The sequence below is a fragment of the Microbacterium sp. NPDC087868 genome (genome assembly GCF_044900755.1).
In the GTDB taxonomy this organism is placed as follows: Bacteria; Actinomycetota; Actinomycetes; order Actinomycetales; family Microbacteriaceae; genus Microbacterium; species Microbacterium galbinum.
Genome location: NZ_JBJDNO010000002.1, coordinates 814,476 through 828,783 on the forward strand (window position 1 = coordinate 814,476; position 14,308 = coordinate 828,783).

At 70.6% G+C, this 14,308-nt stretch carries 11 protein-coding genes; 8 read left to right on the forward strand and 3 right to left on the reverse strand.

The annotated features are described in order from the left end of the window. Window positions 1-75 precede the first annotated feature (75 nt). From ACI2JZ_RS09350 to ACI2JZ_RS09360, 3 genes are all read left to right on the forward strand, one after another. Window positions 76-852, forward strand: a complete 777-nt coding sequence (locus tag ACI2JZ_RS09350) for an electron transfer flavoprotein subunit beta/FixA family protein (protein ID WP_247624501.1) — start codon at window positions 76-78, stop codon at window positions 850-852. Window position 853: 1 nt separating this feature from the next. After that, complete coding sequence (locus ACI2JZ_RS09355) at window positions 854-1,822, forward strand: electron transfer flavoprotein subunit alpha/FixB family protein (protein ID WP_404597313.1); 969 nt, start codon at window positions 854-856, stop codon at window positions 1,820-1,822. Window positions 1,823-2,604: 782 nt separating this feature from the next. Beyond that, the gene (locus tag ACI2JZ_RS09360; RefSeq protein WP_404597314.1) at window positions 2,605-3,468 is read left to right on the forward strand and encodes a cytochrome b/b6 domain-containing protein; all 864 of its coding nucleotides are present in this window, start codon (window positions 2,605-2,607) and stop codon (window positions 3,466-3,468) included. A gap of 137 nt (window positions 3,469-3,605) precedes the next feature. On the opposite strand, the gene ACI2JZ_RS09365 is transcribed toward ACI2JZ_RS09360, so the two are convergent. Next, on the reverse strand, window positions 3,606-4,112 hold the full coding sequence (locus tag ACI2JZ_RS09365; protein ID WP_247633817.1) for a GNAT family N-acetyltransferase: 507 nt from the start codon (window positions 4,110-4,112) through the stop codon (window positions 3,606-3,608). Between the two features lie 131 nt (window positions 4,113-4,243). Here ACI2JZ_RS09365 and ACI2JZ_RS09370 point away from each other — a divergent pair, with 131 nt between their 5' ends. The 5 genes from ACI2JZ_RS09370 to ACI2JZ_RS09390 all read left to right on the forward strand — a co-directional run bounded on the left by ACI2JZ_RS09370 (window position 4,244) and on the right by ACI2JZ_RS09390 (window position 12,252). Further along, a complete protein-coding gene (locus ACI2JZ_RS09370) occupies window positions 4,244-4,804 on the forward strand; it encodes an acyl-CoA thioesterase (protein ID WP_247633818.1) in 561 nt (186 codons plus the stop codon). A 71-nt stretch (window positions 4,805-4,875) separates the two neighbouring features. Continuing rightward, window positions 4,876-8,556, forward strand: a complete 3,681-nt coding sequence (locus ACI2JZ_RS09375) for a proline dehydrogenase family protein (RefSeq protein WP_404597315.1) — start codon at window positions 4,876-4,878, stop codon at window positions 8,554-8,556. A gap of 386 nt (window positions 8,557-8,942) precedes the next feature. After that, window positions 8,943-9,821 (forward strand): dimethylargininase, encoded by an 879-nt coding sequence (gene ddaH, locus ACI2JZ_RS09380; protein ID WP_404597316.1) that lies wholly within the window; start codon window positions 8,943-8,945, stop codon window positions 9,819-9,821. Further along, on the forward strand, window positions 9,818-11,014 hold the full coding sequence (gene rocD, locus ACI2JZ_RS09385; RefSeq protein ID WP_247633827.1) for an ornithine--oxo-acid transaminase: 1,197 nt from the start codon (window positions 9,818-9,820) through the stop codon (window positions 11,012-11,014). The genes ddaH and rocD overlap by 4 nt, the downstream gene beginning before the upstream one ends. A gap of 71 nt (window positions 11,015-11,085) precedes the next feature. Then, complete coding sequence (locus tag ACI2JZ_RS09390; protein ID WP_404597317.1) at window positions 11,086-12,252, forward strand: hypothetical protein; 1,167 nt, start codon at window positions 11,086-11,088, stop codon at window positions 12,250-12,252. A 121-nt stretch (window positions 12,253-12,373) separates the two neighbouring features. Here the strand turns inward: ACI2JZ_RS09390 and ACI2JZ_RS09395 are convergent, their stop codons facing one another. Further along, a complete protein-coding gene (locus tag ACI2JZ_RS09395; protein WP_247624510.1) occupies window positions 12,374-12,757 on the reverse strand; it encodes a hypothetical protein in 384 nt (127 codons plus the stop codon). A gap of 216 nt (window positions 12,758-12,973) precedes the next feature. Next, window positions 12,974-14,308 (reverse strand): MFS transporter, encoded by a 1,335-nt coding sequence (locus ACI2JZ_RS09400; RefSeq protein WP_404597318.1) that lies wholly within the window; start codon window positions 14,306-14,308, stop codon window positions 12,974-12,976.

The following is a 14,308-nucleotide window of genomic DNA, read 5'->3' on the forward strand; positions in this document are numbered from 1 at the left end:
ACTGGTTCTCAGTTTCATCCAAGCTGAGACGCAGTGCCGCAGGACTAGAATCGACATAGTCGTGAGGAGCAATCGATGAAGATCTTCGTCCTGGTCAAAGAGGTGCCCGACACCTACGGCGACCGCAAGCTGAACCTGGAGACCGGGCTGGCCGATCGGGCCGCCGGAGACGTGGTGCTCGACGAGATCACCGAGCGCGCCCTCGAGGTCGCCCTGAGCCACGCCGACGCGAGCGAGGGCACGGAGGTCGTCGCCATCTCGATGGCCCCCGAGGGGTCGACCGCCACGGTGCGACGTGCGCTCGCGATCGGCGCGGCATCCGCGGTGCACATCGCCGACGAGCAGCTCACCGGCGCCGACCTCGGTCTCACCGCCGAGGTGCTCGCCGCCGCGATCCGCCGCGGCGCCCCCGACCTCGTCATCACCGGCAACCTGTCGACCGACGGCTCGGGCGGGGTCATCCCCGCGATGCTCGCCGAGCACCTCGGCTGGGCGCAGGCGACGGCACTCACGACGGTCGAGATCGGCGCGGATGCCGTCACCGGAACCCGCGCGACCGACTTCGGGTCGCAGACGGTGAGCGCCGCGCTGCCGGCCGTGATCTCGATCACCGAGGCGCTGCCGGACGCCCGCTTCCCGAACTTCAAGGGCATCATGGCCGCGAAGAAGAAGCCGGTGGAAGTGCTTTCGCTCGCCGACCTCGACGTCTCGGCCGATCCCTCCGCGGCGCCGCGCACCATCATGACCGCGGTCGCCGAGAAGCCCCCGCGCGCGGCGGGCGTCAAGATCACCGACGAGGGCGATGCCGCCCAGCAGCTCGTCGACTACCTCGTGCAGAACAGGCTGGTGTGACATGGGCTACCCCGAGAATCCGATCCTCGTGCTCGTCGACGTCGACCCTGCGGGTGCTCCCGCCTCGAGTGCGGCCGCGCTGCTCGGCGCGGCCTCGACGATCGGTGCGCCGGTCGCCGTGATCGTGGGCGGCTCCTCCGATGCCGCCGCCCAGGTCGCGGCGCTCGGAGCATCCGTCGTGCTCACGGCCGATGCGGATGCCGCCGTCCTCACCGTGCCCGTGGTCCACGCCCTGCAGGCCGCGTTCGAACGGGTGCAGCCCGACGCGGTGCTCGTGTCGAACTCGATCGCCGGACGCGACGCCGCCGCCCGTCTCGCCGTGCGCGCAGGGCTCGCGTTGTCGGTCGACGCGATCGGGGTGTCGCGCGACGACGAGGGCGTGGTCGCGCACCACTCCGTCTACGGCGGCGCGTACCTCGTGGACTCCGCTCCCACCTACGGCGCGCCGGTCATCACGGTGCGTCAGGGCGCGGTGGATGCCCGGGCCGAGGCCGTCGCCTCCCCCTCGGTCGAGGTGCTCGACGTCGCCGGGTCGGGGGTCGCCGCGGCATCCGTCGGCCCGATCGAAGCCGTCGAGCAGGCCTCGTCACGGCCCGAACTGCGCGGGGCGACCCGCGTCGTCTCGGGTGGACGCGGACTCGCCTCGAAGGAGAAGTTCGTGCTCGTCGAGGAACTCGCCGATGCCCTCGGCGCCGCGGTCGGCGCCTCGCGCGCCGCCGTCGACGCGGGGTACATCCCGCAGTCGCACCAGGTCGGGCAGACCGGTGTCTCGGTGTCGCCGCAGCTGTACGTCGCGCTCGGCATCTCGGGTGCGATCCAGCACCGCGCGGGCATGCAGACCTCCAAGACCATCGTGGCGATCAATAAAGACGGCGAGGCCCCGATCTTCGACGTCGCCGATTTCGGTATCGTCGGCGACCTGTTCACGATCGTGCCTCAGGTGATCGCCGCCCTCGAGGCCCGGAAGTAGGGGAGTCCATGGTCTCCGAGGCTCAGGAGGGGCGGATGCTGCGTCGCGGTCTGCCGCGCGTACCCGGGGGAGAGCCCTGGCCGCCTGTCGTGGCGGACCCTTCGTCTCGTCGCTTCGCTCCTCGCTCAGGGACCGAGTCTCTTGCGCTGGTTCCTGAGTCGAACCTCACGCCGGTTCCTGAGCGCCCTTCGTCTCGTCGCTTCGCTCCTCGCTCAGGATCCGCGGAGCGAGACGAAGGGCCGGCGCCCGAGTCGCCCGCCGCCACCGGCATCCGCCGCGGTCTGCCACGCGTGCCGGGCGGAGAGCCCTGGCCGCCGGTCGGTGCGGCGCCTGCGGAGACGAGCCCATCGACGAGCTCGCGGACCCCGGCTCCCGCGGACGCAGGCCCTTCGGCAGGTCCAGGAACCCCGGTGGCGGAGCCTCGCACTGAGCAGAACCGGGTCGCTGAGCCTGTCGAAGCGTCCCACCCCGAGTCGCCCGTCACGTCCGGCATCCGCCGTGGTCTCCCGCGCACTCCGGGCGGCGAGCCTTGGCCGCCGGCCGGCACCGTCGCGGACCCTTCGTCTCGTCGCTCCGCGGTTCCTGAGCGAGCGGAGCGAGACGAAGGGCCTCGCTCGGGATCCGCGGAGCGAGGCGAAGCGTCCCCCCGCGCGGCACTCGTCGTCACCGCGACCGCCCCGCCCCGCCCTCCCACGGCCTGGAACGGCACTGCCCCGCGCCGAATCGCGACCGCGGCCGCCGCATCCGCTCGTTCGCGCCCGACCTGGACGCAGGGCATCGCCGTGCTGTTCGGTGCCGCAGCCCTCGGTGTTCTCGCGGCGGCCGCGGTCGCGCTCGTGCGCACGCTGCTGAGCTTCCCGTTCATGCAGGACTTCCTCGCGGCGTTCCCCGGCGAGTACACCTCGCCGATCGCCGTCGAGCCGGGCTTCGCGCCGTGGATCGGGTGGCAGCACTTCTTCAACGTGTTCCTGATGGTGCTGATCATCCGCTCGGGTCTGCGGGTGCGCACCGAGAAGCGGCCGACCGTGTTCTGGGCGCCGCGGGGAAATCCCAAGGGCAAGATCAGCCTGACGCTGTGGTTCCATCAGGCGCTCGACATCCTGTGGCTCGTGAACGGTGTCGTGTTCGTGGTGCTGCTGATCGTCACCGGGCACTGGGTGCGGATCCTGCCGACGAGCTGGGAGGTCTTCCCGAATGCGCTGTCGGCGGCGCTGCAGTACGTGTCGTTCGACTGGCCGCACGAGAACGGCTGGAACAACTACAACAGCCTGCAGCAGCTCGCCTATTTCGCGACCGTGTTCATCGCTGCCCCGCTGGCGGCGATCACCGGTTTCCGGATGTCGGGGCTGTGGCCGAAGAAGGCCGAGAAGCTCTCGAAGGCGTACCCGGTGGAGTGGGCGCGGGCGCTGCACTTCCCGATCATGCTGTATTTCGTGGCGTTTATCATCGCGCACGTGGCGCTGGTGATGCTGACCGGATTCCTGCGCAACCTCAACCACATGTACGCGTCTCAGGATGCCGTGACGTGGACGGGCTTCTGGGTGTTCGTGGTGTCGCTCGTGGTGATCGCCGGCGCGTGGGTGGCAGCGCGCCCCCTGGTGCTCGCCCCCATCGCGAAGGTCTTCGGCAACGTGTCGGGGCGTTAACCCCGCGCACCCCTGCGATCGTCGAGACCCCCGAAAACGCCGAAACCCACCGAAAACGCCGAGACCCATCACGCCCGACGTGGGCGGTGATGGGTCTCGGCGATCGTGGTGGGTCTCGGCGCCCGAGGAACGGATGCTCAGCGCGTGAAGCGCACCTCGGTCAGCGTCTCGCCGAGGAACGGTTCGGTGTGGGTGGCGCCGTCGAGCGTGAAGCCGTTGCGCGCGTAGAAGCGGTGCGCGCGGGGGTTGTCCTCGGCGACCCAGAGGTAGAGCGGGGCGTCCTTCTCGACGGTGGCGTCGAAGAGCTTCTGGCCGATGCCGGTGGAGTGCCAGGCATCGAGCAGGTAGATGAAGTACAGCTCGCGCAGTGCCGGGGCGTCCTTGTCGCGGGCGGGACCGGAGCCGGCGAAGCCGACGATCTCGCCGTCGACGAGGGCGGCGCGCATCGTGAAGTCGGGGCCCTGTGAGGCCCAGTGCGTCCACAGCTCGGCCATGCGGCGCGGCGACACCTTCTCGAGGGCGGCCTTGCTGATCAGGTGGTCGTAGGTCTCGTGCCAGCACTGGGCGTGCACGCGACCGAGGGCTTCCGCGTCCACATCACGGACCGGACGGACGATGACTTCGGGCTGGGCTTCGGCGCTCATGTTCGTGACTCTACGCGCGGCATCCGCTATCCGGAAATCGAGCGGATGCCGTCGATGGCCGCCCGCAGGGGCATGGAGGATCTCGACAACGATCTTCGCGGATCGTGCGCGGATGAATACGATCATTCCTCGTGAACGTGATCTGGCGCACCCTCCTGGTGATCTTCCGTGCCCGCTCCCGCGTGCGGCGGGGCAAGACCCTCGATCCGACGGCGGTGGGCAGCATCCGTCTGACGACGCTGCCGACCGACATCGACATCCTGCGGCACATGAACAACGGCCGCTACCTGTCGCTGTTCGACCTCGGGCGCTGGGATCTGCTCATCCGCACCGGGCTGTTCGACGCGATGAAGGACAACCGCTGGTACGCGGTGGTCTCGAGCGAGACGGTGACCTTCCGCAGGTCGCTCGTGCCGTGGCAGCGGTTCGAGGTGCAGTCGCGGTTCATCGGGCACGACGATCGGGCGCTGTTCCTCGAGCACCGAGCGGTCGTGAAGGGTCAGATCTATGCGCGGGCGATCGTGCGGGCGCGGATGCTGCGCCGCTCCGGCGGCACCGTGTCGAACGAGGAGCTGTTCGCCGCGGTCGGCAAGCCCGAGGGCGTGCCCGAGATCGATGCGTGGGTGCACGAGTGGGCCGCGGCATCCGCCCTGCCGCCCGTGCGCGATCAGGCTCCGAGCGTCTGGAACTGACAGGGCGCCACCCGCGGAATCACGGGCGAGCCAGCGGGCCGAGACACCGCCCCCGCCCTAGGGTGAGAGACATGGCAGAGTCGTCGTCTCCTTCTTCGGATGCCGCGGCATCCGCTCCTCTGGCCGACCGGGCCGTCGAGCTCGCCCGTCGCTGGGTGATCGAGGCCGCGGCGGCCGACGTCGATCCCGCCGCCGCACGCCTCGCCGGGGTGCTGCGCGACGCGAACGGCCTGCCCTTCACGCTCGGTTTCGTCGACGGTGTGATGCGGCCCGAGAGCCTGGGCGCGGCGGCATCCCGTCTGCATCGGATCGCGCCGATCGTGCCCGAGTTCCTGCCCTGGTACCTGCGCGGCGCGGTGAAGCTCGGCGGCGGGATCGCCCCGGTGCTCCCCGCCCCGACCGTTCCGATCGCCCGCCGCGTGCTGCGTGAGATGGTGGGGCACCTCGTCGTCGACGCCCGCCCCGCCAAGCTCGGTCCCGCGATCGCGAAGATCCGCGAATCGGGCGCCCGACTCAACCTCAACCTGCTCGGCGAGGCCGTGCTCGGGGAGGGCGAGGCGCAGCGCCGGCTCGACGGCATCCACGATCTGGTCCGCCGCCCCGACGTCGACTACGTCTCGGTCAAGGTCTCGGCCGTCGTCAGCCACATCTCGATGTGGGCGTTCGACGAAGTCGTCGACCGGGTGGTCGAGCGGCTGCTGCCTCTGTACCTGACGGCGGCGTCGGACGGCACCTTCATCAACCTCGACATGGAGGAGTACCGCGACCTCGACCTGACGATCGCGGTGTTCACGCGCATCCTCGAGGACCCGCGCCTGGCGAACCTGCATGCCGGCATCGTGCTGCAGGCGTACCTGCCCGACGCCCTGCCCGCCCTGCAGGAGCTCACCGCCTGGGCGCAGGACCGTGTCGCCCACGGCGGCGCCCCGATCAAGATCCGTCTCGTCAAAGGCGCGAACCTCGCCATGGAGCGCGTCGAGGCGACCATGCACGGGTGGGCGCGGGCGACCTACGACACCAAGCTCGACACGGATGCCAACTACCTCCGCTGCCTCGACTGGGCGCTGCGGCCCGAACGCACCGAGGCCGTGCACCTCGGCATCGCCGGGCACAACCTGTTCGGCATCGCCTACGCCTGGCTGCTCGCGGGCGAGCGCGGAGTGCGCGACCAGGTCGAGTTCGAGATGCTGCTCGGTATGGCGCAGGGGCAGGTGCAGGCGGTCTCGCGCGAGGTCGGCCCCGTGCTGCTCTACGTGCCGGTCGTCGCACCCGCCGAGTTCGACGTCGCGATCAGCTATCTCGTGCGCCGTCTCGAAGAGAACGCGTCGAGCGACAACTTCCTCTCGGCGGCGTTCCAGCTCGGCGAGGACGAGACCCTGTTCGAGCGCGAGCAGGATCGCTTCCTCGACGCCCTCGACCGCTCGACCGACCCGAATCTGCGCACCGGGCCCCGCAGACGTCAGGACCGGCTCGCCCCGATGCACGAGTCCGTGCGTCCGCTGCCGGCGGCCCCGCAGCCCGAGGTCGACCTCACGAAGGCCGTGCTCGGCATCTCGCGCGGATCGACCGGCGACGACGGATTCGACGGCGAGCCGTTCCTCGAGACCGCCGTCTACGCGCCCCGCGAGCTGGTCGACGAGACGGCGGGTGCGCCCGGCTTCACGAACGCGGTCGACAGCGACCCGGCGCTCCCCGCCAACCGCGAGTGGGCACGCGGCATCCGCGAACGCATCGCCACCTCGACCGCCGGGGACGACACCCTCGCCACGGCCCGCATCGATGAGGGGGACGAGCTCGAGCGCATCGTCGCGACGGTGCGGGATGCCGCGCCCTCCTGGGGCTCCCGCCCCGCCGCCGACCGATCCGAGGTGCTGCTGCGGGCGGCCGCCGCACTCGAGTCCCGTCGCGGCGAACTGATCGAGGTCGCGGCATCCGAGACCGGCAAGGTCTTCGCCGAGGCCGACGTCGAGGTCAGCGAGGCCGTCGACTTCGCCCGCTACTACGCGGCGACCGCGCGCGAGCTCGATGCGATCGCGGGGGCGGCGTTCGTTCCGGCATCCGTCACCGTCGTCACCCCGCCCTGGAACTTCCCCGTCGCGATCCCCGCCGGCGGAGTGCTGGCCGCGCTCGCCGCGGGCTCGGGCGTGATCTTCAAGCCGGCGCCGCAGGCGCGGAGGTGCGCCGCGGTGATCGCCGAGGCGCTCTGGCAGGCGGGGGTGCCCCGCGACGTGCTCGCGCTCGTCGACATCGAGGAGGGCGCGCTCGGCCAGCAGCTCGTCACCCACGAGGCGGTGGATCGCGTGATCCTGACCGGGTCGTGGGACACGGCGGCGCTCTTCCGCTCGTGGCGCCCCGACCTGCCGCTGCTCGCCGAGACCAGCGGCAAGAACGCGATCATCATCACCCCCTCCGCCGACCTCGACCTCGCGGTCGCCGACCTCGTCAAGAGCGCCTTCGGTCATGCGGGGCAGAAGTGCTCGGCGGCGTCGCTCGCGATCCTCGTCGGGCCGGTCGGCCGCTCGCAGCGCTTCGCCCGGCAGCTGTCGGATGCCGTGCGCTCGCTGCACGTCGGATGGCCCACCGACCCGCTCGCCGAGGTCGGGCCCGTCATCGAGAAGCCGCAGGGCAAGCTGGCCTGGGCGCTGTCGCAGCTCGAGGGTGACGAGAAGTGGCTCATCGAACCGTCGCTCTCGGCGGACGACGACGGTAGCGGACGCCTGTGGACCCCGGGAGTGCGCGTCGGCGTGCGGGCCGGATCGCGGTTCCACCTGGAGGAGTTCTTCGGGCCGGTGCTGGGCGTGATGTACGCGCCGACGCTGTCGGCCGCGATCGAGATGCAGAACGCCGTCGCCTACGGGTTGACCGCGGGCCTGCACACCCAGGACCCGGGCGATCTCGCGACGTGGCTCGATACCGTGCAGGCCGGAAACCTCTACGTGAACCGTGGCATCACCGGGGCGATCGTGCAGCGTCAGCCGTTCGGGGGATGGAAGCGCTCCTCGGTCGGTCCCGGTACGAAGGCCGGCGGTCCGAATTACCTCATCGGCCTCGGATCGTGGCGCTCGCGTCCCGGATCCACCCCGTCGAGCACGCTGCACCTGCGCGGCCTCGACTCGCGCATCACCGCCCTGATCGAGTCGGCCCAGCCCTCTCTCGACTTCGAGTCGTTCGAGTGGCTGCGGCGGTCGGCCCTGTCGGACGCCCTCGCCTGGGACCGCGAGTTCGGCCAGGTGCGCGACGTCTCGCGGCTGGGCGTCGAACGCAACCTCTTCCGGTACCGCCCGCTGCCCGTCGAGCTGCGGGCGACGGCGGATGCTCCGCTGCAGGAGGTGCTGCGCACGGTGCTCGCCGCGGTGCGGGCCGGTGCGGGCTTCGTGCTGTCGGTCTCGGCGGGGCTGCCGGCCGGAGTGCGCCACGCGCTCGGCGATCTCGACGCGGCGGTGTTCCTCGAGACGGATGACGAGTGGCTCGCGCGCGTGAGCGGCTCGGGATCGGAATCGGATGCCGACGGCGAAGGGGTGTTCACGGCCCGGGCCGCGCGCATCCGCCTGATCGGATCGCGCCCCGCGGTGGCGGCGGCGCACGCGGCGCTCGCCCGCGCGGTCGACGGCGATCCCGGCCTCGCGGTCTACGACGGCGAGGTGACCTCGGCCGGTCGCATCGAGTTGCTGCCCTTCGTGCACGAGCAGGCGATCTCGATCACCGCCCACCGCTTCGGCAATCCCGACCCGGTGTTCGCCGAGGTGATCTGAGGGCGCTGCGTCTCTCACGTGAGGGAGGAGATCTCCCACACTGCAGGAGCGTTTCGCGCGAAGCATCCTGCAATGCGTGTGAACTCCTCCGCTGCGTGCGGATGCCGGATGCCGGATGCCGGATGCCGGTGCCGGATGTCGCTCGGCATGTCGCCGCGCGCGGTGATCGACCGCGAGCACCCCTCACCGCGACCAACCCCGGCGATTCGAAACGCGAATCAACCGAACCCCCGGCGCTCTGGCACCCCACAGCCCACGGATGGCACAATGAAACCGGCGTGCCCGAGTCGCATCTTCCCCGTCCCCGCTCTGAGAAGAGTTCCGGGTCGAACTTCCGCCGGGCCCCTGGACAGCGTCCGCCGCACCCGTTCATTCGAGGAGCATCCATGTCGACGCCTGAGACCGCCGTGGCATCCGCCCCCGCGCGCACCGCGCACCACCGCCGCTACCTGATGTGCAAGCCCGAGCACTTCACGGTCAACTACTCCATCAACCCGTGGATGGAGCCGTCGAAGCCGACCGACACCGCCAACGCGGTCGCGCAGTGGCAGAAGCTCTACGACCTCTACATCGAACTGGGCCACGAGGTCGAGCTCATCGAGCCGCTCGCCGGCTACCCCGACATGGTCTACACGGCCAACGGCGGATTCCTCATCGACGGCCGCGCGTACGTGCCCGAGTTCCGCTTCGTCGAGCGCCAGGGCGAGGCGCCCGCGTTCGCCGAGTGGTTCCGCCAGGCCGGCTACGACACGGTCATGCCGAAGGAGGTCAACGAGGGCGAGGGCGACTTCCTGCTCGTCGGCGACGTGATCCTGGCCGGCACCGGCTTCCGGTCCACCGGAGACAGCCACCGCGAGGTCGGCGAGGTCTTCGACCGCGAGGTCGTCTCGCTCAACCTCACCGACCCGCGCTTCTACCACCTCGACACGGCCATCGCGGTGCTCGACCCGGTGCAGGGCATCGAGAACGGCGGCCCCGAGCGCGCCAACATCGCCTACCTCCCGGGCGCCTTCGACGACGCGAGCCGCGCGATCCTCGAGGAGCGCTTCCCCGACGCGATCCTCGTGTCGGACGAGGACGGCGCCGTCTTCGGCCTCAACTCGGCGAGCGACGGCTACAACGTCATCATCTCGCCGCGCGCGAAGGGCTTCGAGAAGCAGTTGCGCGAGCGCGGCTACAACCCGATCACCGTCGACCTCTCCGAGCTGCTGCTCGGCGGTGGCGGCATCAAGTGCTGCACGCTCGAACTGCGGGGCGCGAAGTGACGACCGACGCGGTGGCGACGGCAACCACGCACGTCGCCCACAACTACCACCCGCTGCCGGTGAACATCGCGCGCGGAGACGGTGCGTGGGTGACGGACGTCGAGGGTAAGCGCTACCTCGACCTGCTCGCCGCCTACTCGGCCGTGAACTTCGGGCACCGGCATCCGGCGCTCGTCGCTGCCCTCACCGAGCAGCTCGGTCGCGTGACGCTCATCAGCCGAGCGTTCCAGAGCGACCGGCTCGAGCCGTTCGCCGCCGCCCTCGCGAAGCTCGCCGGCAAAGACCTGGTGCTGCCGATGAACACGGGCGCCGAGGCGGTCGAGACCGGCATCAAGGTCGCGCGCGCCTGGGGCTACCGGGTCAAGGGCATCGCCGACGGCAAGGCCCGCATCATCGTCGCGGCCGGCAACTTCCACGGCCGCACGACGACGATCGTCAGTTTCAGCGACGACGAGCAGGCGCGCGACGGCTTCGGACCGTACACGCCCGGCTTCGACATCGTGCCCTACGGGGACGCGGATGCCATCGCCGCCGCGATCACGGATGACACGGCCGCCGTGCTCGTCGAGCCCATCCAGGGCGAGGCCGGCGTCGTGATCCCGCCCGAGGGGTATCTGCGTCGCATCCGCGAGATCTGCGACGAGAAGAACGTGCTCTTCATCGCCGACGAGATCCAGTCGGGACTCGGCCGCGTGGGCGAGACGTTCGCGAGCGATCGCGAGGGCGTCGTGCCCGACCTCTACCTGCTCGGCAAGGCCCTCGGCGGCGGACTGCTGCCGGTGTCGGCGGTCGTCGGGAACGAAGACGTGCTGGGTGTCATCCGTCCGGGCGAGCACGGCTCGACCTTCGGCGGCAACCCGCTCGCGGCGGCCGTCGGTCTGCGCGTGGTCGAGATGCTCGAGACGGGCGAGTTCCAGGAGCGCGCCCGCGCCCTCGGCGCCCACCTCGCCACGGCACTCGAACCACTCATCGGGCACGGTGTCACCGCGGTGCGCATCGCCGGTCTCTGGGCGGGCGTCGACATCGACCCCGCGAAGGGCACCGGTCGCGAGATCGCCGAGAAGCTCCTCGAGCGCGGTGTTCTGGTGAAGGACACGCACGGCCAGACGATCCGCATCGCCCCGCCCCTCGTGATCCGCGCGACCGAGCTCGACTGGGCGGTTGAACAGCTCCGGGTCGTGCTGGGCGCGTAGCGCCGCGGCATCCTTACGTCGTCCCCTCCGTCGACGCCGACATCGTTAGGCTGTCGGCGGAGGGGGAACCGATGGCATATCAGAATCCTGATGCCGTGGCGGCCGGAGCGCCGCCCTGGCACCTGCCCGCACCGCAACCGCGCCCGACATCGGGCGGCATCCGCGGCTTCGTCTGGGCGCTCTGGCCGGTGATGAGCTGGCTGCTGCCGGTGTTCTTCGTGTTCCACGGGTTCCTCGGCGGAGGCGGGTGGGGCACGCTGATCCTGATGTTCACGTCGCCGATCTTCATCCCGGCGATGGGGCTGCTCGGCATGCTGCCGCGATTCATCCTGCGCAAGCGCGGGCACACGACCACTCCCGCTCCGCTCGTCTGGCTGCTGTTCGTGAACTGGTGGGCGTGGGTCGCCTTCACGATCACGATGCAGGACGCCGGCGACTCGGGGCCGCTGGAGACGCTGCTCGGCAGCCTCGTTCCCGCCCGACTCTCGTCGACCTACGAGCAGGGGATCTTCGTGGGAGCGGTCGTCATCGCGGCGCTGTCGTGGCTCGCGGTGCTGCTGCTCGGCATCGCTCAGCCGCCGCCGCGCCCGGGAGCGCCGACCCGCGGCGGCGCCTGGGACGCGGTCTCGTGGAACGCGGCCTTCCTGGTGCCCGCTCTGCTCGTGGGCGCGGTGGCGCTCGGCGTGCAGGTCACGGCGCTGCAGGCGGATGCCGCGGGCGACACGGTGGCGCAGGTCGAGGCGCTGCCGATCTCCGCGCAGGCCGACCGTGCCGAGGTGAACTACACCCTCACGCAGCAGAAGCTCTCGGAGGTGCGAGAGATGATCGCCGAGGACGACTGGCGCGTGCGCGACGAGAACGGCGGCTGGGTGAGAGGACCGGCCTTCGCCTCGTCGTACGGCGCCTGCGGGGGATCGGATGCCGAGTGCTACGTCTTCGAGGTCGGATTCGCCCTGGAGACGACGCCCACCGGCTTCGACTCGTACGACGACGCGTGGGATTCCCGGCTGAGCGAACTCGGCTGGATGCCGTCCGAGCGCGGCTACGGGTGGACCGATGCCGACGGCTTCACCCTCGAGGTCGACCAGCGGCAGAACGTCGACCGGCTGGTCGTCGCGATCGAGAGCCCCTCGTGGTGGGGCGACACGTCCGACATCCGTCAGGAGCTGGGGGAGGCCGACGAGGACCTCGGTCTCGGACTCACCTACCGCTTCGACGAGTGGCCGCCCCTGCGCTGAGCCCGTACCTGCCCACAGCGCGAACCACCCCCTCCGGGGCCTCCCGCATGCGGGTGGCTCGCTCTCGAGGGGGTGGTTCGTGCGTCACGGGGGATGACGCGCGCGCCGGCGAAGCTGGGGACTACGCGGGCGGGTTATCGGGGTCGAGGAGCTTCAGGGTGTCCTCTTCCGCTTCGTTGTCGGCCTGGAGCTGTCGCTCCGTGGTCTCGTCGCCTCCGAGAGGCGCCTCGCGATCGGGCCCGGCGTCGCCCTGGATGGCGCCGCGGGGCGAGTCGCCGTGCGAACTGTCTCCCTGGAGCGCTCCGCCTTGGGCTGCGCCCTGGTTGCCGTGCTCGTCGCCCGGGGCGTCCTCGTCGGCATCGCCCTGAAGAGCGCCGCGCGGGGAGTCGCCGTGAGAGCTGTCGCCCTGGATGGCGCCGCCCTGTCCGGACTCCGGAACGCCGACGCGCTCCGCGCCCTCGGCCGGATCTTCCGCGTGCGGGGTGTGTTCCGTGTTCTCGTCCATGGGCGCGACGTTACGCGCGGGTCTCGGCATCCGAAGACCCCATTGACAAGGCTCGCCTTACTGCACTCACCGCACCCCGTTCCGCTGTCCCTGCACCGATCGGTGCGAAATGCCGGTGATGAACGCCCCGGAGTCGACATTCCGCACCGGTCCGTGCGGTTCTGCGCACGCGGACGTGACGGATGCCGTGACGGATGCCGTGGCGGATGCCGAAGGCTACGGAGCCTCGGGGTCCTTCGGGCGGCGGATGGGCGTGGTGACCGCGGCCTCGTCGCTGAACTCCACCGGGTCGACCTCGTCGATCACGCTGAGGGGTCGGGTCTCGTCGAGCGTGAGCAGGAAGCGCCGATTCTCGTCGCGGTGCAGACGCCCGGACGTGAACACCCAGATGGCGCCGATCGCGCAGGCGACGAGCCCCGCCGTACCGCCGAGCATGATCGCGGTGCGGGGACCGAAGGCATCCGCCACCCATCCGGCGATCGGTGCACCCACCGGGGTCGATCCCATGATGACCGCCATGTACAGCGCGAGCACGCGCCCGCGCAGCGTCGGATCGGTCGTGATCTGCACGTAGCCGTTCGCGGTGGTGAGCAGCGTCACGATCATGAATCCGGTGAACATCAGAGTGATGCCGTAGGTCAGGTAGGTGGGCATGGCGGCCGACACGAACGCGGCGACGCCGAAGCCTCCGGCCGCGAGGATCACGACGCGCACCCGCGCCCGATCGCGCCGCGCGGCGAGCAGGGCGCCGGCGAGAGAGCCGATCGCGAGGATCGACGACAGCACGCCGTAGCCGTCGGCTCCGGCCCCGAACTCGAGGGCCATGGTCGAGGCGAAGATCGGGAAGTTCATGCCGAAGGCGCCGATCAGGAACACCGTCACGAACACGACCCGCAGGTCACTGCGGCCCCACACGTAGCGGAAGCCCGCCGCGAGTCCGCCCCGCCCGCGGTTCTTGGGCCGCTTCGCGAGCAGGCTCGTGCGCAACAGACCGAGCGCGAGGATCATCGCCAGGAACGTCGCCGCGTTGACGATGAACACCCAGCCCGACCCGATCGCCACGATCAGCAGACCGCCGACGGCCGGTCCGATCATGCGCGCGAGGTTGAACGAGGCCGAGTTCAGGGCGACGGCGTTGGAGGTGTCGGATGCCGACACCATGTCGGACACGAAGGCCTGGCGCGCCGGGGCGTCGAAGGCGTTCACGATGCCGAACCCGAGTGCGAACCCGAACATCATCGGCAGCGTCATGAGGCCGTTCAACAGCAGCACGCCGACGGCGATCGCGAGCAGCAGCAGTGCACTCTGGGTCGCGAGCAGGATGCGGCGGCGCTCGAACCGATCGGCCACCCATCCGGTGAGGCTCACGAGCACCAGCGGCGGGCCGAACTGCAGTGCCATGGTGAAGCCCATGGCCGCCGCGTCGTTGTCGGTGAGCTCGGTGAGCACGACCCAGTCCTGCGCGGTCGCCTGCATCCAGCCGCCGACGTTCGAGACGAGGGCGCCGGCGAACCAGATGCGGTAGTTGATGTTCGCGAACGAACGGAACAT

Bases quoted from the DNA above. Each gene is read 5' to 3' on its own strand.
- ACI2JZ_RS09400 (WP_404597318.1), bottom strand. From the start codon at position 14,308: ATGTTCCGTTCGTTCGCGAACATCAACTACCGCATCTGGTTCGCCGGC.
- ACI2JZ_RS09390 (WP_404597317.1), top strand. From the start codon at position 11,086: ATGGCATATCAGAATCCTGATGCCGTGGCGGCCGGAGCGCCGCCCTGG.
- ACI2JZ_RS09350 (WP_247624501.1), top strand. From the start codon at position 76: ATGAAGATCTTCGTCCTGGTCAAAGAGGTGCCCGACACCTACGGCGAC.
- ACI2JZ_RS09355 (WP_404597313.1), top strand. From the start codon at position 854: ATGGGCTACCCCGAGAATCCGATCCTCGTGCTCGTCGACGTCGACCCT.
- ACI2JZ_RS09395 (WP_247624510.1), bottom strand. From the start codon at position 12,757: ATGGACGAGAACACGGAACACACCCCGCACGCGGAAGATCCGGCCGAG.
- ddaH (WP_404597316.1), top strand. From the start codon at position 8,943: ATGTCGACGCCTGAGACCGCCGTGGCATCCGCCCCCGCGCGCACCGCG.
- ACI2JZ_RS09365 (WP_247633817.1), bottom strand. From the start codon at position 4,112: ATGAGCGCCGAAGCCCAGCCCGAAGTCATCGTCCGTCCGGTCCGTGAT.
- ACI2JZ_RS09375 (WP_404597315.1), top strand. From the start codon at position 4,876: ATGGCAGAGTCGTCGTCTCCTTCTTCGGATGCCGCGGCATCCGCTCCT.